16 protein-coding genes are annotated in these 21,677 nt (G+C 72.5%); 13 read left to right on the top strand and 3 right to left on the bottom strand.

Annotation, left to right across the window (positions count from 1 at the left end; translation table 11 throughout):
- Position 1 precedes the first annotated feature (1 nt).
- The 10 genes from ACFQV6_RS23370 (at position 2) to ACFQV6_RS23325 (ending at position 15,117) form a co-directional block, all read left to right on the top strand.
- Complete coding sequence (locus ACFQV6_RS23370) at positions 2-664, top strand: class I SAM-dependent methyltransferase (RefSeq protein ID WP_378029680.1); 663 nt, start codon at positions 2-4, stop codon at positions 662-664.
- Between the two features lie 3 nt (positions 665-667).
- Complete coding sequence (locus tag ACFQV6_RS23365) at positions 668-5,494, top strand: type I polyketide synthase (RefSeq protein ID WP_378029679.1); 4,827 nt, start codon at positions 668-670, stop codon at positions 5,492-5,494.
- A 69-nt stretch (positions 5,495-5,563) separates the two neighbouring features.
- The gene (locus tag ACFQV6_RS23360; protein WP_378029678.1) at positions 5,564-6,700 is read left to right on the top strand and encodes an acyl-CoA dehydrogenase family protein; all 1,137 of its coding nucleotides are present in this window, start codon (positions 5,564-5,566) and stop codon (positions 6,698-6,700) included.
- Positions 6,701-6,777: 77 nt separating this feature from the next.
- Positions 6,778-9,600 carry an AAA family ATPase gene (locus tag ACFQV6_RS23355; RefSeq protein ID WP_378029677.1) on the top strand — a complete coding sequence of 941 codons (2,823 nt, stop codon included), beginning with the start codon at positions 6,778-6,780 and terminating at the stop codon, positions 9,598-9,600.
- Between the two features lie 81 nt (positions 9,601-9,681).
- Positions 9,682-10,881: a hypothetical protein gene (locus tag ACFQV6_RS23350; protein WP_378029676.1), complete on the top strand. Its 1,200-nt coding sequence runs from the start codon at positions 9,682-9,684 to the stop codon at positions 10,879-10,881.
- A 4-nt stretch (positions 10,882-10,885) separates the two neighbouring features.
- The gene (locus ACFQV6_RS23345; RefSeq protein WP_378029675.1) at positions 10,886-11,602 is read left to right on the top strand and encodes a response regulator transcription factor; all 717 of its coding nucleotides are present in this window, start codon (positions 10,886-10,888) and stop codon (positions 11,600-11,602) included.
- Positions 11,599-13,068 carry an ATP-binding protein gene (locus ACFQV6_RS23340; protein WP_378029674.1) on the top strand — a complete coding sequence of 490 codons (1,470 nt, stop codon included), beginning with the start codon at positions 11,599-11,601 and terminating at the stop codon, positions 13,066-13,068. Before ACFQV6_RS23345 ends, ACFQV6_RS23340 begins: the two co-directional genes overlap by 4 nt.
- Before the next feature lie 34 nt (positions 13,069-13,102).
- Complete coding sequence (locus tag ACFQV6_RS23335) at positions 13,103-14,008, top strand: ABC transporter ATP-binding protein (protein WP_378029673.1); 906 nt, start codon at positions 13,103-13,105, stop codon at positions 14,006-14,008.
- Positions 14,005-14,787 (top strand): ABC transporter permease, encoded by a 783-nt coding sequence (locus ACFQV6_RS23330; RefSeq protein WP_378029672.1) that lies wholly within the window; start codon positions 14,005-14,007, stop codon positions 14,785-14,787. The genes ACFQV6_RS23335 and ACFQV6_RS23330 overlap by 4 nt, the downstream gene beginning before the upstream one ends.
- Positions 14,788-14,892: 105 nt before the next feature.
- Positions 14,893-15,117: a DUF5988 family protein gene (locus ACFQV6_RS23325; protein WP_378029671.1), complete on the top strand. Its 225-nt coding sequence runs from the start codon at positions 14,893-14,895 to the stop codon at positions 15,115-15,117.
- Here ACFQV6_RS23325 and ACFQV6_RS23320 read toward each other — a convergent pair.
- Together ACFQV6_RS23320 and ACFQV6_RS23315 are read right to left on the bottom strand one after the other, a co-directional pair.
- Complete coding sequence (locus ACFQV6_RS23320; RefSeq protein ID WP_378029670.1) at positions 15,081-15,788, bottom strand: 4'-phosphopantetheinyl transferase; 708 nt, start codon at positions 15,786-15,788, stop codon at positions 15,081-15,083. The genes ACFQV6_RS23325 and ACFQV6_RS23320 overlap by 37 nt on opposite strands.
- A complete protein-coding gene (locus ACFQV6_RS23315; RefSeq protein WP_378029695.1) occupies positions 15,785-16,621 on the bottom strand; it encodes a metallophosphoesterase family protein in 837 nt (278 codons plus the stop codon). The genes ACFQV6_RS23320 and ACFQV6_RS23315 overlap by 4 nt, the downstream gene beginning before the upstream one ends.
- Positions 16,622-16,874: 253 nt before the next feature.
- On the opposite strand from ACFQV6_RS23315, the gene ACFQV6_RS23310 reads away from it, so the two are divergent.
- A complete protein-coding gene (locus ACFQV6_RS23310; protein ID WP_378029669.1) occupies positions 16,875-17,330 on the top strand; it encodes a DoxX family protein in 456 nt (151 codons plus the stop codon).
- 100 nt (positions 17,331-17,430) lie between these two features.
- Here the strand turns inward: ACFQV6_RS23310 and ACFQV6_RS23305 are convergent, their stop codons facing one another.
- Positions 17,431-18,126, bottom strand: coding sequence for a VOC family protein (locus tag ACFQV6_RS23305; protein ID WP_378029668.1), 696 nt, complete (start codon positions 18,124-18,126; stop codon positions 17,431-17,433).
- A 171-nt stretch (positions 18,127-18,297) separates the two neighbouring features.
- Between ACFQV6_RS23305 and ACFQV6_RS23300 the strand changes: the two genes are divergently transcribed.
- Entirely contained in the window at positions 18,298-19,035 is a 738-nt protein-coding gene (locus ACFQV6_RS23300; RefSeq protein WP_378029667.1) for a hypothetical protein, read from the top strand.
- 127 nt (positions 19,036-19,162) lie between these two features.
- Entirely contained in the window at positions 19,163-21,661 is a 2,499-nt protein-coding gene (locus ACFQV6_RS23295) for an RICIN domain-containing protein (RefSeq protein WP_378029666.1), read from the top strand.
- Positions 21,662-21,677: the final 16 nt, after the last annotated feature.

The following is a 21,677-nucleotide window of genomic DNA, read 5'->3' as shown; positions in this document are numbered from 1 at the left end:
GATGGCCGGCCAGATCGCCACCACGCCCACCCTGCTCGACTACATCCGCTCCTGCTCGCTGCGTGAGGACGAGATCCTCGCCGGCCTGCGCGAGGAGACCGCCGGGCTGCCGTTCGCCGCCGCCCTGCAGCTGCTGCCGGAGGAGGGCCAGTTCCTCGCCCTGCTGGTCGGGATCACCGGCGCCCGGCAGGTCCTCGACATCGGCACCTTCACCGGCTACAGCACACTGGCGATGGCCCGCGCCCTGCCGCCCCGCGGGCGGGTGGTGACGATGGACATCGCCGCGAAATGGCCGGGCATCGGCGAGCCCTACTGGGAGCGTGCCGGTGTCCGCGACCGGATCGACGTGCGCATCGGCGACGCTCGCGACACCCTCGCGGCGCTCCTGGCCGAGGACGGGCCCGGCTCCTTCGACCTGGCCTTCATCGACGCCGACAAGGCCGGTTACCCGGCCTACTACGCCGCCGCGCTGCGCCTGATCCGGCCCGGAGGCCTGATCGTGCTGGACAACACGCTGTTCTTCGGCCGGGTCGTCGACCCCGACGCGCAGGACACCGACACCGTGGCCATCCGCGAGCTCAACGCCGCCCTGCGCGACGACCCGCGGGTTGATCTCACCCTGCTGCCGTTCGCCGACGGCGTCACCCTGTTACGGAAGCGATGACGCATGACCACGAACGAGGAGAAGCTGCGCGACTACCTCAAGCGGGCCACCGCCGACCTGCGGGCGGCCCGCGACCGGCTCAGCGCCCTGGAGGCCCGCGAGCACGAGCCGATCGCCATCGTCTCGATGGCGTGCCGGTTCTCCGGCGGCGTCGCCGCACCCGAGGACCTGTGGCGGGTGCTGGACTCCGGAACCGACACGATGGGCGCCTTCCCCACCAACCGCGGCTGGGACCTGGCCAACCTGTTCGACGCCGACGCGTCGGCCTCCGGCAAGAGCTACGTGCGCGAGGGCGCCTTCATCAGCGAAGCCGACGAGTTCGACGCGGCCTTCTTCGGCATCTCGCCGCGCGAGGCCACCGCCATGGACCCGCAGCAACGGCTGCTGCTGGAGACCTCCTGGGAGGCGATCGAACGGGCCAGAATCGATCCGGTGTCGCTGCGGGGGAGCGACACCGGCGTCTACCTCGGTGTAATCAGCCAGGACTACAGCCCCCGGCTCACCGACGGGGTGGAGAGCGTCGAGGGACACCTGCTCACCGGCAACACCACGAGCGTGGCGTCCGGGCGGATCTCCTACACGCTCGGGCTGGAGGGCCCGGCGATCACCATCGACACCGCGTGCTCGGCGTCGCTGGTCGCCCTGCACCTGGCCGCGCAGGCGCTGCGCCACGACGAGTGCTCGCTGGCGCTGGTCGGCGGCGTCGCCGTGCTCGCGTCACCGGGCGCGTTCGTCGAGCTCAGCCGACAGCGGGCGCTGTCACCCGGCGGGCGGTGCCGGGCGTTCGCCGCGGGCGCCGACGGGACGAACTGGGGTGAGGGCGCCGGCGTCGTGGTGGTCGAGCGGCTCTCCGACGCCCACCGCCTCGGGCACCCGGTCCTCGCGGTGCTGCGCGGCTCGGCCGTCAACCAGGACGGCGGCAGCAACGGGCTGAGCGCGCCGAACGGCCTCGCTCAGCAGCGGGTGATCCGGCAGGCGCTGCGCAGCGCCCGGCTGACGGCCGACCAGGTCGACGTGGTCGACGCGCACGGCACCGGCACCGAGCTCGGTGACCCGATCGAGGCGCAGGCGCTGCTCGCGACGTACGGCGCGGACCGGCCGGCGGACCGCCCGCTCTGGCTGGGGTCGCTGAAGTCCAACATCGGGCACACCCAGGCGGCGGCGGGCATCGGCTCGGTGATCAAGCTGATCCTGGCGATGCGGCACGAGACCCTGCCCGCCACCCTGCACGTCGACGAGCCGTCCCCGCACATCGACTGGTCCTCCGGCGCGATGCGCCTGCTCACCGAGCCGGTGCCGTGGCCGGCGGGGGAGCGGGTGCGGCGGGCCGGCGTCTCCGGGTTCGGCATCAGCGGCACCAACGCACACGTGATCATCGAGGAGGCGCCGCCGGCTCCGGCAGTGACGGCCTCAGGCGCTCCACTCCCGGATGCGAACGCGTGCTCCCCACTTCCGGTGCTGATCTCCGGCGCCGGTGAGGAGGCCCTGCGCGCGCAGGCCGGGCGATGGCGTGACCACCTGCTCGACCGCACCGCGGACCGGCCGGTCGACGTCGCCGCCGCGTCGGCCGGTACCCGCGCCGACCTCTCGCACCGGGCTGTCATCCTCCCCGCCGACCGTGACCAGCTCCTCGACGGTCTCGCCGCGCTCGCCGCCGGCGAGACCCGTCCCTGGCTGGTCCAGGGCGCGGTGGAGGGCGCCGGCGAGCCGGTGTTCGTCTTCCCCGGCCAGGGCTCGCAGTGGCCCGGCATGGCGGCCGGCCTGCTGGACGAGTCGCCGGTGTTCCGCGACGCCGTGCGGCGGTGCGCGGAGGCCCTGCGCCCGCACCTCGACTACGACCTGCTGGACGTGCTGCGTGGCGTGCCGGGTGCACCGCCCGCCGACCGGGTGGACGTTGCCCAGCCGGTGCTGTTCACCATGATGGTGTCGCTCGCCGAGCTGTGGCGCTCGGTCGGCGTTGAGGCCGGCGCGGTGGTCGGCCACTCCAACGGCGAGGTGGCCGCGGCGTACTGGGCCGGCGGTCTGTCGCTGTCCGACGCCGCCCGGGTGGTGGCCGTGCGCAGCCGGGTCTGGAGCAGGCTGGCCGGACACGGCGCGATGCTGTCGGTGCTCGCCGAGCCGGAGCGGGTCCGCGAGTGGCTGGCACCCTGGAGCGACCGGATCGCGGTCGCCGCGGTCAACGGCCCGGCCTCGGTGACCGTCTCCGGCGACCCGGAGTCGCTCGCCGCGTTCGGCGGGCGCCTGGCCGCCGAGGGAGCGCTGCGGTGGCAGCTGCCCGGTGTCGACTTCGCCGCCCACTCGCCGCAGGTCGACGAGTTCCGGGCGGAACTGCTCGCGGAGCTGGACGGCCTCACCCCGACGGCCTCCCGGGTGCCCTACTTCTCCACTGTGGAGGGTCGGGCGATCGGCACCACGCGGCTCGACGCCGAGTACTGGGTGCGCAACACCCGGCAGATGGTGAACTTCGACGGCGCCGTCCGCAGCCTGATCGATGCCGGTCACACCGCGTTCCTCGAGATCAGCCCGCACGCCGTGCTCACCAACGCGGTGACGGAGATCGCCGACGACGCGGGCACGCCCGCGATCGTTCTGGACACGCTGCGGCGTGAGGAGGGCGGCACCGCCCGTTTCCGGTACGCGGCCGCGCAGGCCCACGTCCGCGGCTTCCCGGTCGACTGGCGTCCGGTGTTCGAGGGTCTCCGCACCGTGCCGGTCGACCTCCCGACGTACGCGTTCCAGCGCCGCCGCTTCTGGATCGACCCGCCGCCGCGGACCGCCGACACCGGCGACGCGGCCTTCTGGGCGGCGGTCGACAGCGGGGACAACACCCGGCTCGGCAGCCTGCTCGGCATGGAACCGGAGACGGCCGCCGGCATGCTCGGCGGTCTGCGGGACTGGCGGCTGCGCCGGCAGCGGAACGCGGTCATCGACAGCTGGCGGTACCGCGTGCAGTGGCGGCCGGCCGAGGCCGGGCCGGCCGCGCTCTCCGGTACCTGGCTCGTGGTGCGGCCCGCCGGGATGGACACCGCGGTGCCGTCGGCGCTGGCCGAAGCGGGAGCCGACGTCCGGCTGCTCGACGTGGACACCGTCACCGCCGGGCGCGACTCCGTGCTCGCCGGAGCCGGCCTGGACGGGCTCGCCGGGGTGGTCTCGCTGCTGGCGTACGAGGATCGGGCTTACGCGTCGACGAGCGTACCGGCACGGCTGACCGCGACCGTGGCGCTGGCCCAGGCCCTCGCCGGCGCCGGCAGCACCGCCCCGCTCTGGTGCCTGACCAGCGGCGCGATCGGCACCGGTCCCACCGACCCGCCGACCGCACCGGAGCAGATGCCGGTCTGGGGCCTCGGTCGGGTGATCGGCCTGGAGCACCCCGGGCTCTGGGGCGGCCTGGCCGACGTCACCGATCTCGCCGAGCCCGCCGCCCGGCAGCTGCTCGCGGCCGCGCTGGCCGGTACCGAGGACCAGGTGGCGGTACGCCCCTCCGGCTTGCTCGCCCGCCGCCTGCTCCGCGCACCGCTGCCGGCCGCCTCGAACCGGCCCTGGCAGGTCCGCGGCACCGCTGTGATCACCGGCGGCACCGGTGCGCTGGGTGGCCGCGTCGCCCGGCGGCTCGCCGAGCGGGGCGCCGAACACGTGGTACTGCTCAGCCGCAGCGGCCCGGCGGCCCCCGGCGTCGCGCAACTGCGCGCCGACCTGGCCGCCCTCGGCACCGACGTCACCGTCGAGAGCTGCGATCTCGCCGACCGGGCCGCCGTCGACGCGGTCATCGGCAAGGTCCGCGCCGCCGGGCACCAGATCCGTACGGTCGTGCACGCCGCGGGCGTCGGCCACTGGACCGAGTTCGCCGAGACCGACGTGCTCGCCCTCACCGACGTCCTGAACGCCAAGGTCTCCGGTACGGTCCACCTCGCCGACGCGGTGGCCGGGGACGACCTCGACGCGTTTGTGCTCTTCTCCTCGATCTCGGCCACCTGGGGCAGCGGTCGGCAGGCCGTCTACTCCGCCGCCAACAGCTTCCTCGACTCCTACGCCGAGTGGCTGCGCGCCCGTGGTGTCCCGGCGACCGCCATCGCGTGGGGTGCCTGGCACGGTGCGGGCATGGCGGCCCGGGACGACTTCCAGCAGCACTTCCGGCGGCGCGGGCTGCTGGCGCTGGAGCCGGACCTGGCGCTCACCGCACTGTGGCAGGCGGTCGAGGCCGGCGAGCCGACGGTCACCGTCAGCAACATGGACTGGTCGGCGTTCGTACCGGGCTTCTCCATGGCCCGGCACCGTCCACTGATCGAGGACATCGCCGAGGTCCGGGCCCTGCTGGACGCGGAGCAGGCGGCTGAGGCCGGCGCGCAGGGCGAGGCGAGCGCGCTGCGGGCGAGGCTCACGCCGCTGCCGGAGGCCGAGCGCGGTACGCGAGCCCTGGAGTTCGTGCTCCGCGAGGCCGCCGCCTCACTGGGCCACGCCGGCCCGGACCGGATCGGCGCGGATCAGGCCTTTAAGGACCTCGGCTTCGACTCGCTCACCGCGGTGGAGCTGCGCAACCGGCTGCGCCGCGCCAGCGGGCTGCCACTGCCGACCACCCTGGTCTTCGACCACCCGACGCCACGGGAGGTGGCGCGGCACCTGATCGCCGAGATCTTCGGCGACGCCGACCCGGACGACGAGGTCCGGCGGCTGCTGAGCACGATCCCGCTCGACCGGCTGGACCGGGCCGGGCTGCTGGAACCGCTGCGCCGGCTGGCCACGGGCGACGAGGTCCCGCCCACCGGTGCGGAGGGCGACCTCGACGAGATGGACGTCGACGACCTCGTTCGGATGGCGTTGCGGGAAGCGTGACGACTCATGGTCGCGGCGTACCGGCGCCGGTACGGTGACCGGTCCGCCGCGCGGGCCCAGGGGGATGCTGTGTTTCACGGACTGGACGACGGCCAGCGGCAGTTCACGCTGGCCGTCGAGGACTTTTGCCGCCGGGAGACCGCGATGCGGCGTGACCGCGGGGCGGGCTCCACCGACGAGGTGCACAACCCGGCCGTGGCCGCGAAGATGGCCGAGCTGGGCTGGCTCGGCGTTGCCATACCGGAGGAGTACGGCGGCTCCGGCGGCGGGCTGGTTGACCTCTGCTGCTTCCTGGAGTCGGCCTATCACGGCATGGCCCCGATCGGTGCGTTCCCCACCTCGATGATCGTCGGTGCCTGGTACCTGCGGTTCGGCAACGACGAGCAGAAGAAGGAGGTCCTGTCCGGGATCGCCGCCGGGCGCGTCGAGTCGCTCGCCCTGTCCGAACCAGGGTCCGGCTCGGACGTCGGCGCGGCGGTCTGCCGGGCGCGGCCGGTGCCCGGCGGCTACCTGATCACCGGGCAGAAGAGCTGGTCGTCCAACGCGCACCTCGCCGACCACCTGCTGGTGCTCTGCCGCACCAGCGAGGAGTCCACGCCGCACGCCGGGCTGACCATGTTCCAGGTGGCGACCACCAACCCGGGTGTGCGGATCAGCGGCATCCCGTCGCTGGCCGGCCGCGAGCTCAACGACGTCTACTTCGGCGACTGCTTCGTACCGGCCTCGGCGGTGGTCGGCGCCGAGGGCCAGGCGTGGATGCAGATCATGGCCGGGCTGACCTTCGAGCGCATCGTCATCGCCGCGCTGGCCCTCGGGCTGGCCCGGCGGGCGTTCGACGACACCGTCGAGTACGTGCGGGTGCGCGAGCAGTTCGGCCGCCCGGTCGGCACCTTCCAGGCTCTGCGGCACCGTCTCGCCGACCTGGCAACCGAGCTGGAGTGCTGCCGGCTGCTGGTCTACGACGCCGCCTCGCAGGCCGGCCGCGACGCCAACCGGCTGTCGCCGCGGCAGGCGTCGATGGCGAAGCTGAAGGTGACCGAGACCGCCAAGCGGGTGGCCCTCGAAGGGGTGCAGATGATGGGCGCCGCGGGAGTCGCCGGCGAGTTCGACATGGAACGACATCTGCGGATGTCACTGCTCACGACCATCTACGGGGGGACCAGCGAGATACAGCGGGAGATCATAGGCAAGGGCATCGGGCTGTAGGACACAACGCCGGCCCCGGTGGCCGGCGACCCGGTACGGGGTGTCCGGCGGCGCAGTGGAACAAACACGGGGAACGGATGAACATGCTCGTAGAAAGGTCCGCGGAACTGGAGGACGTGCGGCGCCGGTTGACCGGCGCGGGCGGTGGCCACGGCAGCGTGGTGGTGGTCAGCGGCCTGGTCGCCGCCGGCAAGACCGCTCTGCTCTGGGAGGCGGCGGACGCCGCCCGTGCCGCCGGCATGCTGGTGCTGCACGCGCAGTGCTCACCAGAGGAACAGGCGCTGGAGTTCGGCGCGGTGCGGCAGCTGGTGGAGAGCACCGGCGTGCCGCCGGCCGGCCTCGCGCCGGCGCCACCCGGCAGGTTCACCGCACAGGGCGTGCACTCGGCGCTGAACCGCCTGGCGGAACGGACGCCGCTGCTGCTTGTCGTCGACGACTACCAGCACCTCGACGACTCCTCCGCCGGCATCCTGCTCTACCTCGCCCGCAGGGTCCGCGACACGCGCATCGTGCTGCTGGTCGGCGGCTCCGTCGCTCCCGGCTCCGAACGGCCGCGGCTCCCCGTCGAACTGCTGCGCCAGCCGAACTGTCACGCGATCCGGCTCGGATTCCTCTCCGAGCAGGGGGTCGGCGAGCTGTTGCTGGACCGGTTCGGGCGTACGCTGCCGCCCGCCGCCGTGACCGGCTACTACCGAGCGAGCGGCGGCAACCCGCTGCTGCTGCACGCGCTGATCGACGACGCCCTCGCCGCCGAGCCGGTGCCCGGTGACACCCCGGTCCCGGGTGAGTCGTACGCCCAGGCGATCCTGCACTGCCTGCACCGCGGCGGACCGGACCTGCTGCAGGCGGCGGCGATCCTGGCGGTGCTGGGCGACCGTCCAGACCCCGCGCTGCTCGCCCGGATGCTGCGCGCCGACGGCATGACGACCGACCAGGCGCTGCGGCGGTTGCGGCTGTCCGGGCTGGTCGACGGCCTGAGCATGCGGCACCCGCAGATCCGCGACGCGATCCTCGGCGAGCTCGACGACGGCACCCGCATCGAGCTGGACCTGCGCGCCGCCCACGCGCTCTATCAGGAGAGCCGGCCGCCGCTCGAGGTCGCTCGGCACCTGCTCGCCGCCGGCCGCGCCGGGGAGGAGTGGGAACCGGCGGCGCTGCAGGAGGCCGCCGAGGCCGCCATCGCCGCCGGCGAGAACTCCCTGGCCGTGGCGTGCCTGGAGCTCGCGCACGCCAGCGCCGACGACGACGGTGTCCGCAACGAGCTCGCGGTGCAGCGCGCGGACATCAAGTGGCGCGACGACCCGGTCGCGGCCCTGCGTGACATCCTGCCGCTGCGATCGGCCCTGAAAAAGGGCTCCCTGGACCAGCCGCAGGCCCTCGCGGTCATTCGCTACCTGCTGCGCAGCGGCCGGATATCCGAGGCCGAGGCCGCCCTGGGCACCCTGGAGCCGCCGGCCGGCGCCGAGGCGGAGACCGACCTCTACATCTTCCGCCAGTGGCTGGCCGCCTCCTACCCGGAGCTGCACCGGCGCGTGGTGCTGCCGGTGGAGCCGGTACCGGCCGGCGTCAGCAGCACCGCCGACCCGATGGTGCAGGCCGTCGACCTGCTCGCCGGTGTGCTGCGCTCGGAGACCGGCGAGGAGAGCATCCGGGTCGCCGAGGAGATCTGGACGACGCACCACGTGCACGAGGGCATCGCCGAGCCGGCCGCGACGGTGATCGCCGCGCTCGTCTACGCCGACCACATCGACACGGCGGAGAAGCTCTGCGAGCGGTTCCTCGCCGAGACCTCGGACGACACCGTGCAGAACCTGCAGGGCGTGCTGTACGCGGTGATGGCGCAGATCGCCCTGCGCCGCGGTGACCTGCCCGCGACGGTGCGCTACGTCCGGCGGGCGTTCGCTCAGATGCCCGCGCAGAACTGGGGGGTGGGCATCGGCGTACCCCTGGCCTGTCTGTTGCAGGCGGCCGCGCTGATGGGTGACGAGGAGACGGCGCAGGCGGTGCTGCACCACCCGGTGCCCGACGGACTGTTCCAGACCCGCTTCGGCCTGCACTACCGGCACGCCCGGGGCCTGCACTACCTGCTCACCGGCCGGCACCAGGCGGCCCTGCGCGAGTTCCTCACGTGCGGTTCGCTGATGCTGCGCTGGGGGGTCGACCTGCCGACGCTGGCGCCCTGGCGCATCGACGCGGCCCGGGCCTATCTGGAACTCGGCAAGCGGGACGCGGCCGTCGACCTGCTCGACGAGCAGGAACGCCGGCCCGGTGCGGGCTCCGGGCGCACCGCTGCCGCGATCCGCCGGTTGCGGGCCGGGCTGCAGGCACCGGAGCGCCGGGCCGGGATGCTCAGCGAGGCGGCGGCGCTGGCCGCGGCCGGCGGCGACCAGGTGGAGCTCGCCGGGGTGACCATCGAACTGGCGCGGGCACTCGGTGCGATCGGTGAGGTGGACGCCGCCGCGGACGCCGCGCAGCGTGCCGCGGAGCTGATCGAGCGCTGCGGCGCCGCGATCTTGCGGGCCCGCCTGTCCGCCGAACCCGAGGACACCGACCGGGCCGGTGACACCCGGACGCTGGTCGGGCTGGACGCCCTCACCGACGCCGAGTGGCGGGTGGCCGTGCTGGCCGCCCGGGGCTTCACCAACCGGCAGGTGGCGCGCACCCTCTTCGTTACGGTCAGCACCGTCGAGCAGCACCTGACCCGGGTTTATCGCAAGCTCAGCATCACCCGGCGCCGTGACCTGCCGCGGTGGCTGGCCGACGTGGGGCCGTCACCTCGTCCGAGGCCACCGGAGGAGGATCCGGACCGGCCGGAGCACCCGCCGCCGGCCCACCTCAAGTCGTCGCCGCTGCGCCGCCTGGTGCTCTCCGCCGACGTCCACCGCGTCCCGAGCTGCTGACAACGAAGGATCCGCCGCTGTCATGAGAGTTCTCCCAGAAACTCTTCCGGTGCTCTCAGCCGGGCGGGTGACCGTCTGCGGATGGACAATGTGCGGGAGATTCTTCGAGGAGCGGCGGCCCCGCTCACGGCCTTTGCTGTCATGGGCGTGCTCGCGGCCTGCGCGCTGAGCCTGATGAGTACGCCGGTGACCTGGCCGTTCGTTGCCGCGGTGCTGGCGGCGGCGGTCGGCGGGCCGGCGTCGATGGCCGGGCAGCTCGACACCGGCCAGGTGCCGGCCGTCGTGCACGGTACGGTCGGGATCGTGCCGCTCGGTGTGGCGCTGCCGGGTGCGGTGGTGTTCTGCGTGCTGTTCGCCGGCGCGGTGCGGGTCCCCATGCGTTCCCTAGCTCTCCGCGCCGCCGGTGCCGCCGGCGCGATGGGCGCGGCCCTGATCGCGGTGCTGGCGGCGGGCGCGGCGACGGTACGGGTGAGCGTGCCCGTCGGCAACACCGGCACGATGCGGGAGACCGTGCTGGTGCTGCGCCCGGACGCGGGCGCCACGGTGCTCGGCGGCTCGGTGGCGCTGATCGTCCTGATCGGGTTCTGCGTGCTGCTGACACTCCTGCCGGCGCGGCGTGTCGTGGCGCGGGTGGCGCTGCTCGGCCCGCTCGTGCCGATCGCGGTGGCGCTGGCGGTGGCGTCGTTCGTCGCGGCGCAGCGGCCGGCCGTCGCTGGTGTGGCCGTGCTGTTCGGCGTCAACGCGGTGCTGGCGGCCGTCCTCGCGGCATTCGGCGCGCCGCCGCCCGCGGTCCTCGGCGGACCGCTGTCGGAACCGCTGCGCACCGGCGCCGGTGGGCACGAGTGGCTGCTCGGCGGTGCGGCCGGGCCGGTGGCCGTACGTCTCGCGGTCCTGACCGCTTTTGTCCTGCTCGGTGCCGTCCTGCTGGCGGTGGCACCCGGACCCGGCAGCGGCCGATGGCAGCGCGCCGGTCTGCGGGGCCTGATCGCCGGCACGACGCTGGCGCTGGTGTTCGCCGGGATGGCCGTCGCCGGTGCCGGCTCGCTGCGGCTGGGCGTCGCGGTGCTGGTGTTCGACGTGCCGGTGCTGGATCTGCGCGTGGCGGCCGGCGTCTGGTGGGCGCTGCTCGCCGGTGCGGCCGGTGGTGGCCTCGCGGGTGTCCTCGGTAGCCTGGTGGCCGACGCGCGGGCGCCGCTGCCGGCGGTCACCGCGGCGCCGGTGCCGGTCGCGGTGCCGCAGACGGTGCCCGGCGCGGGGCAGAGCACAAGCGAGCGGGGGTGACGCGGTGCAGCCCACCCCGGTCTGGGACACGCCGCCCCGGCTGCTGGTGGTCGACGACGAGGACACTGTGCGCGGCCTGCTCGCCGACGCGCTGCGGTTCGCCGGATTCGCCGTCACCGCGGTGCCCACCGGCGCGGAGGCGGTCACCGCGGCGCTGGACGACCCGCCCGACCTCATCGTGCTCGACGTGATGCTGCCCGGCATGGACGGCTTCGAGGTCATCCGCGAGCTGCGGGCCGCCTCCGGAGGCACGCGGCCGGTCCCGGTGCTGTTCCTCAGCGCTCGCGACGCCCCCGAGGACAAGGTGAACGGGCTGACCCTGGGCGGCGACGACTACATCACCAAGCCGTTCCACCTCCCCGAGCTGATCGCCCGGATCCAGGCCGTGCTGCGCCGGGCCAGCGGCGCGCCGAACGACGGGGTCCTCGCGGTCGCCGATCTGACCCTGGACCCCGCGGCCCGCGAGGTGAAACGGGCCGGCCGGGCGATCCGGCTCTCACCGACCGAGTTCAAGCTGCTGCACTACCTGATGACGCGCGCCGGGCACGTGGTGGCCCGGCCGCAGATTCTCGAGGAGGTGTGGCGCTACGACTTCGCCGGCGACACCAGCATCGTCGACACGTATGTCAGCTATCTGCGCCGCAAGATCGACGCCGCCGAGCCGAAACTGATACACACCGTGCACGGCGTCGGCTACGTGCTGCGCGGGCCCCGCCGGTGATCCCGCACTCGCTGCGGGCCCGGCTGCTGGCCATCACCGTGGTGCTCCTGATCGCCGGGATCGCGGTCAGCGACGCGGTGGTCACCGCCGCGCTGCGCCGCCACCTGATCGACCGGGTGGACCGCCAGCTCCAGCCGATCTCCCAGGTGATGGCCCGCATCGATCCGTCGGTGCTGGACCGGGCGACAGCGGCCTCGGGCCAGAGCCTGACCAGCGCCCTCGACCTGATCAGCGCCATCGCGGTCGCCTATCTCGACGACGGCGGCACCGTCGTGCGGACCGCGCACAGCGGCGTGGCCGGTGCCGAGCCTCGGTTCGCCGCGGAGCTGGTGCGTGCCGAGCCGGGCACCGCCCTGCTGGTCGAGGGCACCGGCGGGTCGCAGTGGCGCGCCGTGGTGGTGCCGCGCAGCGGCGGGGACGGCGTGGTGGTGGTGGCCGCCTCGCTGGACGCCATCGACGCCACGATCAGCCGGTTGCGGCTGCTCTGCGCGGTCACCGGCCTGGTCGTGGTGGCGCTGCTGGCCGCGGTCGGCTGGGTGGCGATCCGGGCGGGCCTGCGGCCGTTGCGCGCGATCGAGGAGACCGCGACGGCGATCGCCGGCGGCGACCTGGCCCACCGCATCGCGCACGCGGGGCCGCCGAACACCGAGGTGGCGCGGCTGACCGCGGTCCTCAACGGCATGCTGGCGCAGATCGAGCGGTCGTTCGCGGCCCGCGCCGCGTCGGAGGAGCGGATGCGGCGCTTCGTCGCCGACGTCAGCCACGAGTTGCGCACACCGCTGTCCGGGATCAAGGGCTCCGCCGAGCTGCACCTGATGGGTGGCGCACCCTCGCAGGACGACGTGCGGCGCACGATGCGGCGCATCGACACCGAGGCGGACCGCCTCACCGCTCTGGTCGAGGACCTGCTGCTGCTGGCCCGCCTGGACGAGCCGGCCGCCGGCCCGGTGCTCGACATGGCACCGATGGACCTGCGGACCCTGGCCGCCGACGCCCGCCACGACCTGCTCTCGCTGGACCGGGACCGCCCGATTCGCCTCACCGGCCTGTCCGGGACGGCGGCACCCGGTGAGGCGCTCGTGCTCGGCGACGAGGCGCGGCTCCGTCAGGTTGTGGTGAATCTGGTGGGTAACGTGCACGCACATACCCCGGCCACCGCGCCGGTGCGGATCGGGGTCGGCCGCGCGGGTGACGAGGCGGTGCTCGAGATCGCCGACAGCGGGCCGGGCCTGTCCGGCGAGGCGGCCGAGCGGGTCTTCGAGCGCTTCTATCGGGCCGACGGCTCGCGGGCCCGCGGGTCGGGGCCGGGTGCCGGCCTGGGCCTGGCGATCGTCCGGTCGCTGGTGACAGCGCACGGCGGCCGCGTCGAGGTGGTACCGACGCCGGGTGGCGGCGCCACGTTCCGGCTCTGCCTGCCGTGGTCGGCGGACGCCGGGAAACCCACAGAGCACTCACAGAATCTCTGAGGAGGCCCGCAGGTCGCCGCGAAACGATGCCCGCATGATTGAACTGCGCGGACTCACCAAGCGCTTCGGTGCGACCACCGCGGTGGATGATCTGACCTGTGCGTTCCGGCCCGGGCTGGTGACCGGTTTCCTGGGGCCGAACGGCGCGGGGAAGACCACCACCATGCTCATGACCCTCGGCCTGCAGCGGCCCACCAGCGGTACGGCACTCGTGGCCGGCAAGCGCTACACCGACCTCCCGGCGCCGATGCGCGAGGTCGGCGCCCTTCTCGACGCACGGGCCACCCACCCGGCCCGCACCGGTCACGACCATCTGCTGGCGCTGGCGCTGAGCAACGGACTGCCCCGCCGCCGGGCCGGCGAGGTGCTGGAACGGGTCGGGCTCTCCTCGGTGGCCGGCAAGCGCACCGGCACCTACTCCCTGGGCATGAGCCAGCGGCTCGGCATCGCCGGTGCGCTGCTCGGCGACCCGGCGATCCTGGTCCTCGACGAGCCGATCAACGGCCTCGACCCGAGCGGCATCGCCTGGGTCCGCAACCTGATGCGCGGCCTCGCCGCGGAGGGCCGGACCGTGGTCGTCTCCAGCCACCTGATGAGCGAGATGGAGCTGACCGCCGACCATCTGGTGGTGATCGGGCGCGGCAAGCTCATCGCGGACACCTCCCTGGAGGAGTTCGTGGCCGGCTCGGTGCCCCGCGACCTGGTGGTCCGGGCCGACGATCCGCACTTCGCGGCGAAGCTTCGCGCCGAGGGTGCGACCGTGACCGAGCAGCCCGACGGCAGCCTCGTGGTGTCCGGCCTCGACGGGCACGGTGTGGGCCGGCTGGCGCTCGCCCAGCAGGTGATCCTGACCGAGCTGACGCCGCAGCGCAGCTCCCTGGAACAGGTTTTCATGGCGATGACCGAGCAGAGCCTCGAGTTCGAAGGTGGTGTGCGATGACGGCGACGTACCCCGGCGCGGTCCGTTCCGAGTGGGTCAAGTTCCGGTCGCTGCGCTCGCTGGCCTGGACGACCCTGTCGCTGGTGCTGCTGATGGTGGGCCTCGGCGCGCTGTTCAGCTTCGGCCGCGGCCGTGAGGTCGGCACCGCCGCACCGGCGGACCAGGCCGGCTTCGACCCGACGCTGACCAGCCTCTCCGGGATCCTGCTGGCGCAGATCGCGGTCGCCGTACTGGGCGTCCTGGTGATCACCAGCGAGTTCGCCAGCGGCACGATCCGGCCCAGCCTGGTCGGGGTGCCGTGGCGCTCCCGGCTGCTCGGCGCGAAGGCCGTCATGCTGACCTCGGTGGCGTTCACCGTGGGCGCGGTGGCCGGGCTGGCCGCCTTCCTGTTGGGTCAGCCGATCATCAGCGGGCAGAACGCACCCTCGGCGGGGCTCGGCGACGCGGGTGTGCTGCGCGCCGTCCTCGGCACCGGGCTCTACCTCGGGGCGACGGCGCTGCTCGGCCTGGCGCTGGGTGCGCTGATCCGGTCCACGGCGGGCGCGCTGACCATCGTGATCGTGGTGATGCTGACCGTGCCGGTCTTCTCGTCGCTGCTGCCCCAGGCGGCCGCCGAGTGGGTGACGAAGTGGTGGCCGTCGCTGGCCGGGATGCAAATCCTCGCGGTGGTGCAGGACCCCGACGGGCTCACACCCTGGCAGGGCCTGGGCGTGCTGGCCGGTTTCGCGGCGGTGGTGCTCGCGGCCGCCTTTGTCGTCTTCCGGCGCCGCGACGTCTGACGCTGGGGTCGGCCGGTCCGATTAGGGGTCGGGTACGGGTACCCAATGTGGCCGGTGTCACCGATGCTGAGCAGCACAGCAGTCCTCTCGACATGGGGGTACCCGATGGCTGAGACCCAGGACCTGACCATCGCCGTCGCACTGGAGGGCGGCCCTGCTGACCTTCCCGTGGCGTCCCGGTCGGTGCGGATCGACGGCGCTCAGGAGAAAATCAAGGTGGAGCACCTCGGCGGCTACGAGCACTTCGAGCGCACCGAGGATTGGCACGCCGGCGACGAGGAGCGGCGGGTCGTCTACCGCTGGACGCTGCGGACCCGGATAGCCGAGTAACCGCTCGGCTGTCCGGGATCGACCAGCGCCGCGGTCAACACCAGGCCGCGGGCCACCAGGTAGCGGCCGTGCAGCGTACGCAAAGGTGGTCCGCCGTCCAGACGGGTCCCGTCGGCCCGCAGCCGGGCCACGAAGGTCCCGGCTGCCGGGTCGAACTCCAGGCGCGCCTCCTCGAAGCCCAGCCAGCGCCCGGTCAGCGGGTACCACGCCTTGTAGACCGACTCCTTGGCGCTGAACAGCAACCGGTCCCAATGGACGGCCGGCATCGAGCGGGACAGGTCCGCCACCGTCGTCCGCTCCTCCGGCACGGTCACCGCCTCGGCCACCCCGTCCGGCAGCGGCCCGTGCGGCTCCGCGTCGATTCCGAGACCGGCCAGGACGGTGCCGGTGGTCACCGCGGCGGCGCGATAACCGGCGCAGTGGGTGATGCTGCCGACCACACCCGGTGGCCAGAGTGGTTCCCGGCGGGGGCCCGGCCGGATCGGCCGCGGCGCGAAGCCGAGGCGCTGAAGGGCCTCCCGGGCGCACCGGCGGGCGGTGACGAACTCCCGCCGCCGGCTCTCCACGGCCGCGGCGATCAGGTCCTCCTCGCCCGGGAAGCAGGCCTCGTCCGCGACATCGTCGAAGGTCTCCACGGCGGCGACCGGCTCCGGCAGCAGCAACTCGATCACGGACGCTCCCCGAGAACGCGGCGCAGCGGTGCCGGTGCCGAGCCCCGGCGTACCCACTCCCGCGGGTAGCCGAGCGAGACCTCCTCGAACCGGACACCGTCGTAGTGGGTCGTGCGCGGGATGTGCAGGTGACCGTAAACGACAACCTCGGCACGGAACCGCCGGTGCCAGTCGGCGGTGTGCACGGTCCCGCACCACTGCGCGAACTCCGGGAACCACAGCACGTCGGTCGGCCGGCGCACCAGCGGCCAGTGGTTGATCAGCACGGTGCGCAGCGCCGGGTCGGTCGCGGCGAGCCGCCGCTCGGTCTCGCTGACGCGAGCCCGGCACCAGGACTCCCGGTCCGGGTAGGGGTCCGGGTGCAGCATCATCTCATCGGCGCAGACAACCCCTTTCTCGTACGCCTGGCGCAGCGCCTCCTCCTTCGTGGCTGTGCCGGGCGGCCGGAAGGTGTAGTCGTAGAGCAGGAACAGCGGCGCGACTGTGACCGGGCCACCCGTACCGTGCCAGACCGCGTAGTCGTCCTCGGGGGTGAGCACGCCGCTGTCCCGGCACATCCGGACCAGCTCCCGGTAACGCTGCTCGCCGCGCAGGCGTACCGGATCCTTGGCGTGGGTCCAGAGTTCGTGGTTGCCCGGTGCCCAGATGACCCGGCTGAAACGGCTGCGGAGCTGCCGCAGGGTCCGCTCGACGTCACCGAAGACCTCGGCGACGTCACCGGCGACGATCAGCCAATCCTGGTCGGACTCGGGGACGAGGCGGTCGACGACGGCGCGGTTCTCCGCATACGCCACATGGAGGTCGCTGACCGCGAACAGTGAGCCTTTTCCAATGTGGCGAGGGCTTCGGCTGCCGACGCTGGACAACGGCTCGGCAGCTTCGGGCCCGCCGTCAGGTTGAAAATTGCTCATTGAGGCCGGCATCGCGCCGATCCTCCCAGCCGGGACGACCGCCGCATACCCCAGTTCCGCGAAGCTGGGGGGGCGTTTTCTTAGAAGAAATTTACGATCATCAATCTGTTACGGGAACGGCGCGCGCCTAATGTGGATTGCCAGGTTAGCCCACTTTCAGGCTGAGGAGCGTCTATTGTCTTCCCCTCGCTTCGCCCAGATCACCTGGCCGCTGTTCCGCGTCGTCATCGGTCTCCTGTTCGCCTGTCACGGTCTGGCCAGCCTGTTCGGCCTGCTCGGTGGCAGTCGCGGCACGGGTGAGCCGATCCCCGTCGGCGTCTGGCCCAACTGGTACGCCGCGCTGATCCAGCTCTGCTGCGGCCTCCTCGTCATGATCGGCCTGTTCACCCGCCCCGCCGCGATCCTGGCCTCCGGATCGATGGCCTACGCCTACTTCGTCGTCCACCAGCCCGAAGGCCTGATGCCGATCCAGAACGGCGGGGTCACCCCGGCCCTGTACGCCTGGACCTTCCTGATCATCGCGGCGTTCGGTGCCGGGCCCTGGTCGGTGGACGAGCTGATCAGCAGCCGCCGCGCGAAAGCACCCGAGCCCGCACCAAGGGTCGCCGAGCCGGTAGCCGAACGCGCCTGACCCTGAGCGTCCCGGCCACGCTCACCCGTGGCCGACCGCACCTCTGCAGCGCCCGGGCGGCGCTCACCCGCACGTCAACTCCCGGTATTGCCGGCTGCGCTCACCCGTGGCCGGGGTCCAGGCGCACGCTGAAGTCGACGCCGCTGGGATCGGCCAGGCGCACGTGACCCGGCTCGGCGCCGATAGGTGTCGCTCCGAGGGAAATCAGCCGGTCAACCTCGCCGGCGGTAGCGGTGAGTTCCAGGCGCACCCGGTCAGTGCCGATCTTGGGCATCAGCGGCGGGCCGCCCCAGGTGAACTTCGGGCCGCCCCGCGGTGCCTGGATGGCTGTCTCCTCGTCCTGGTCCCAGACCAGCGGCCACCCCAGCGCGGCGCTCCAGAAATAGCCGGCCTCCGGCAGGCCCTCGCCGGCCAGCGCACCGACGAACCCGCACCCCGCGAGGAACTTGTTCCCCGGTTCGATGACGCAGAACTCGTTACCCTCCGGATCCGCCAGCACCACGTGCTCCTCCTCCGGCAGCTGACCCACGTCACAGTGCCGCCCGCCGAGTTCCAGCGCCCGCGCCACCGTCCGCTCCTGCTCCGCCAGGGAGCTGCTGGTCAGGTCGAAGTGCGCCCGGTTCTGCGAACTCTTCGGCTCCCCGGTCGCCACGAACCGGATCCGAAACCCGGCATCCTCGTCGGGCAGCAGTGTGCCGTCCTCAGCCTGCTCCCAGCCGAGAAGCCCGGACCAGAACCGCGCCAGCCGCTCCGGTTGCCCAGCCGCGAAGCAGACCGCAAAAAGTTGAGAAGTCATCCCCGTGTTCTACGGCGCTCCCACCCGCGCCGCACCCCAGTTTCGCCTCGCACCCCCGGCTGGCGGCCACGCAGGCTACCCGGCGGCTCATCGTGACATGGCACGAAATGGTGTTATCCGGGGGCTCGGTGGGCAGTGGAATGGTGACGTCGCCGACAGTTGAGGAGCAGCATGTCCGCCGTACCGCTCAAGAAGATCCGCCTCGCCGCCGCCGCTGCGGGTTTCGCGCTGCTGGCGGGGTGCGGCACCGGGACCGAAGCGGCGCCGCAACCGGCGGGATCGGGGCAGGCGCCGGTTGCTGTCACGTCGGAGGGAACGGCTGAGGATGCGGCACCCAGCGCGAGTGCGGCGGCGGACGGGATCCCCGCGAGTGCGCTGTTGCAGCCGGCGGATGTGCGGGAGGCCAAGGCGGAGCCGCTGGAGCAGGGTGACTTCCCGCATGTGCGGCCGCTGCGCCCGTGCGGTGACAAGCCCTATCCCAGCGACGAAACGCGCAGTGACGCGGTGGCCGTGAAGTACGTGGTGGAGTCGGCCGAGGGGGAGGGCAGCGTGCCGACCGTGGTGGCCGAGTTCGTCGGGCGGCACGAGGCCGGTGGTGCGGCGAAGCAGTTCGACGAGATCGGTGCGGCGTTGAAGAAGTGCCCCGGTGGGCTGGGTGAGGGCCAGCTCAAGTGGTCGGTCGTGGGCAACGGCGTGGGCGGGGACGAGTCGGTTCTCGTGCGGATCGATTCCAAGGAGAGCTACGCCGACGAGGAGCCGGCCACGGTGAGCCGGTACGCGGCACTGGCCCGGGTGGACGACGCGATCGTCGTGGTGACCGACATGGGCTGGGAGAACCTGGGCGGCTCGGAGAAGCTGGTGCGTGACCTGATCGGTAAGGCGGCGGAGCGGGCGAAGGCCGTCGGCTGACGCGCGGGGCACGGTGCCGCGGAACATTTCCCACCACGTTCGATCAGATATTGACACCGTTGATATCGAACAGGTTGGATTCCTTACAGTTCCGCGTCCCCGGAACAGCAACCGAGGAGCTGCCGCCATGCCCGTGCGCATTCCCCTGGCCCTCGCCACAACCATCGCGCTGATGAGCATCGGCACCCCGGCAGCGGCCATCGATCCTCGTGAACCGCTGCCGGCGGTCGGCGCCGGGACGACGTTCCTGAACAAGGACACCTTCGTCGGCGGGTTCAACGACCCCGCCTGGTACCGGGCGAACATCCCGTTCCTCGAAGTGCCGGACCGCCAGATCCAGGACGTCTACTACTACCGGTGGAAGACCTGGAAGGAGCACCTGGTCTACACCGGCCCGCAGTACGGCTGGATCTCCAGTGAGTTCCTCAACCCGGTGTCCTACGGCGCGCCCTACGGCGGGATCTCCGCGGCGGCCGGGCACCACATAACCGAGGGCCGCTGGGTGCGCAGCAACCGGTACCTCGACGACTACATCAACTACTGGCTGACCGGGCCGGGCGCGGGGCCGAAGCCGGCCGAGGAGGCGGTGAACCCGAACACCACCGACTGGGGTCACGAGTACAGCTTCTGGGCGGCGAGTGCGGTGTGGAACCGGTACCTGGTCAACGGGGACCGGGCCTTCGCCGCCGCGCAGCAGCCGGCCCTGCAGAGGTTCTACGACAGGTGGAACGTGCAGTACAACGCGTCGCTCGGCCTGTACTGGCAGGTGCCGGTCTGGGACGCCAGCGAACTGTCGGCGGCGTCCTACCAGTCGCCGGATCCCTATCACGGTGGTGCCGGTTACCGGCCGAGCATCAACGCCTACCAGTACGGGGACGCGAAGGCGATCGCGGGCATCGCCGGCCTCAACGGTGACACCGCGACGGCGAACACCTACAACGGGCGGGCCGCGGCGCTGAAGACGGCGATGGACAACCGGCTGTGGGACCCGCAACGCAACTTCTACTACCACGTGATGCGCGACCAGAACCCCGGCCTCGCCAAGCTCGACACTCGCGAGCACATCGGCTTCGTACCGTGGATGTTCAACATGCCGGACCCCGCACGGTCGGTGGCCTGGTCGCAGGTGACCGACCCGCAGGGCTTCTATGCGGCTTACGGGCCGACGACGGCGGAGCGGCGCAGCCCGCAGTTCATGCGTGACGCGCTGAGCGGATGCTGCCGCTGGAACGGCCCGTCCTGGCCCTACGCGACCTCGCAGGTCCTGGCCGGCCTGGCCAACCTGTTGCAGGACTACCCCGCGCAGCCCTACGCCGACAGCGCCGACTTCGTCGACCTGCTTCGCAAGTACGCGCTGACCCAGTACCGCAACGGCGTGCCCTACGTGGCGGAGGGCCACCACCCGGACGAGAACCGCTGGGTCTACGACGGCGGTGGGCACAGCGAGGACTACAACCACTCCACCTACGTCGACAACGTCATCTCCGGGCTGATCGGCGTGGACGGGCGCTCCGACGACGCGGTCACGATCAAGCCGCTGGCCCCGGCGAGCTGGGACTATTTCCTGCTGGAGAACGCGCCGTACCACGGGCACAACCTCACCGTGCTGTGGGACCGCACCGGCGGCAGGTACGGCCGTGGCGCCGGGCTGAAGGTCTTCGTCGACGGCAACCAGGTCGCCGCTCAGGCCGGGCTGACCGCGCTGACCGTCGACGTCGGCGGCCCGAAGGTCGCGCCGGTGACCGACGGGCGGGTCAACATCGCCGCCAACACCCAGCGGCACGGCGGGGGCGCGACCCAGCCGTTCGCCTCGTACACGTTCACGGTGGACAACGCCTGGCGGGTTGTCGACGGCAACATCTTCGAGAACAACGTCCCGCAGAACACCCGCTGGACGTCGTACAGCTCGCCGAACGCCACCGATCACGTCGGTGTGAACTTCGGCCGGCCGGTGACCGTCGACGATGTGCGGCTGTATTTCTACGACGACGGCGGGGGAGTGCGGGTACCGGCGAGCTACCAGCTGCAGTATCTGTCGGGCGCGCAGTGGCTCGACCTGCCGGTGGCGGCGCCGGTCCCGAACGGGCTGACCCGGGTCACCTTCCCGCCGATCAATACCGATCAGCTGCGGGTTGTCGCGCCTAACCGGGGTAGCGGCGTGGGCTGGGGACTCAGTGAGCTCCAGGTGTGGAGCAAGCCGACCTTCAAGATCTCCAACCGGCACAGCGGCAAGTTGCTCGCCGTCGCCGGTGCCTCCACGGCCAACAGCGCGGCGGTGCAGCAGTACGGCGACACCGGGACGATGGACCACCGGTGGGAGCTGGTCGGCAACGGCGACGGGTGGTTCCGGATCAAGAACCTGAACAGCAACAAGGTCCTCGGGGTGGCGGGCATGTCGACTGCCGACAGCGCTCAGGTCGTTCAGTACGACGACAACGGCACGGCCGATCACCTGTGGCTGCCGGTCGACGCGGGGAACGGCAACTTCAAGCTGGTCAACAGGCACAGCGGCAAGCTGCTGGCGGTCGACGGGATGTCGACGGCCGACAGCGCGAACGTCCAGCAGTACCGGGACAACAACTCGGACGACCAGCAGTGGCAGTTGCGGCCCAGCGTCGGCAGATGACAGCGGGCCGGCGGGC

It is taken from the genome of Actinoplanes sp. GCM10030250, assembly GCF_042666575.1.
Taxonomy (GTDB): domain Bacteria; phylum Actinomycetota; class Actinomycetes; order Mycobacteriales; family Micromonosporaceae; genus Actinoplanes.
The sequence above is the reverse complement of the archived record's forward strand: the minus strand, read 5'-3'. Positions and strand labels throughout refer to the sequence as shown.

Coding starts and splice junctions, on each gene's coding strand:
- ACFQV6_RS23370 (WP_378029680.1), top strand. CDS start 2: ATGGCCGGCCAGATCGCCACCACGCCCACCCTGCTCGACTACATCCGC.
- ACFQV6_RS23365 (WP_378029679.1), top strand. CDS start 668: ATGACCACGAACGAGGAGAAGCTGCGCGACTACCTCAAGCGGGCCACC.
- ACFQV6_RS23355 (WP_378029677.1), top strand. CDS start 6,778: ATGAACATGCTCGTAGAAAGGTCCGCGGAACTGGAGGACGTGCGGCGC.
- ACFQV6_RS23350 (WP_378029676.1), top strand. CDS start 9,682: ATGGACAATGTGCGGGAGATTCTTCGAGGAGCGGCGGCCCCGCTCACG.
- ACFQV6_RS23335 (WP_378029673.1), top strand. CDS start 13,103: ATGATTGAACTGCGCGGACTCACCAAGCGCTTCGGTGCGACCACCGCG.
- ACFQV6_RS23330 (WP_378029672.1), top strand. CDS start 14,005: ATGACGGCGACGTACCCCGGCGCGGTCCGTTCCGAGTGGGTCAAGTTC.
- ACFQV6_RS23325 (WP_378029671.1), top strand. CDS start 14,893: ATGGCTGAGACCCAGGACCTGACCATCGCCGTCGCACTGGAGGGCGGC.
- ACFQV6_RS23305 (WP_378029668.1), bottom strand. CDS start 18,126: ATGACTTCTCAACTTTTTGCGGTCTGCTTCGCGGCTGGGCAACCGGAG.
- ACFQV6_RS23300 (WP_378029667.1), top strand. CDS start 18,298: ATGTCCGCCGTACCGCTCAAGAAGATCCGCCTCGCCGCCGCCGCTGCG.
- ACFQV6_RS23295 (WP_378029666.1), top strand. CDS start 19,163: ATGCCCGTGCGCATTCCCCTGGCCCTCGCCACAACCATCGCGCTGATG.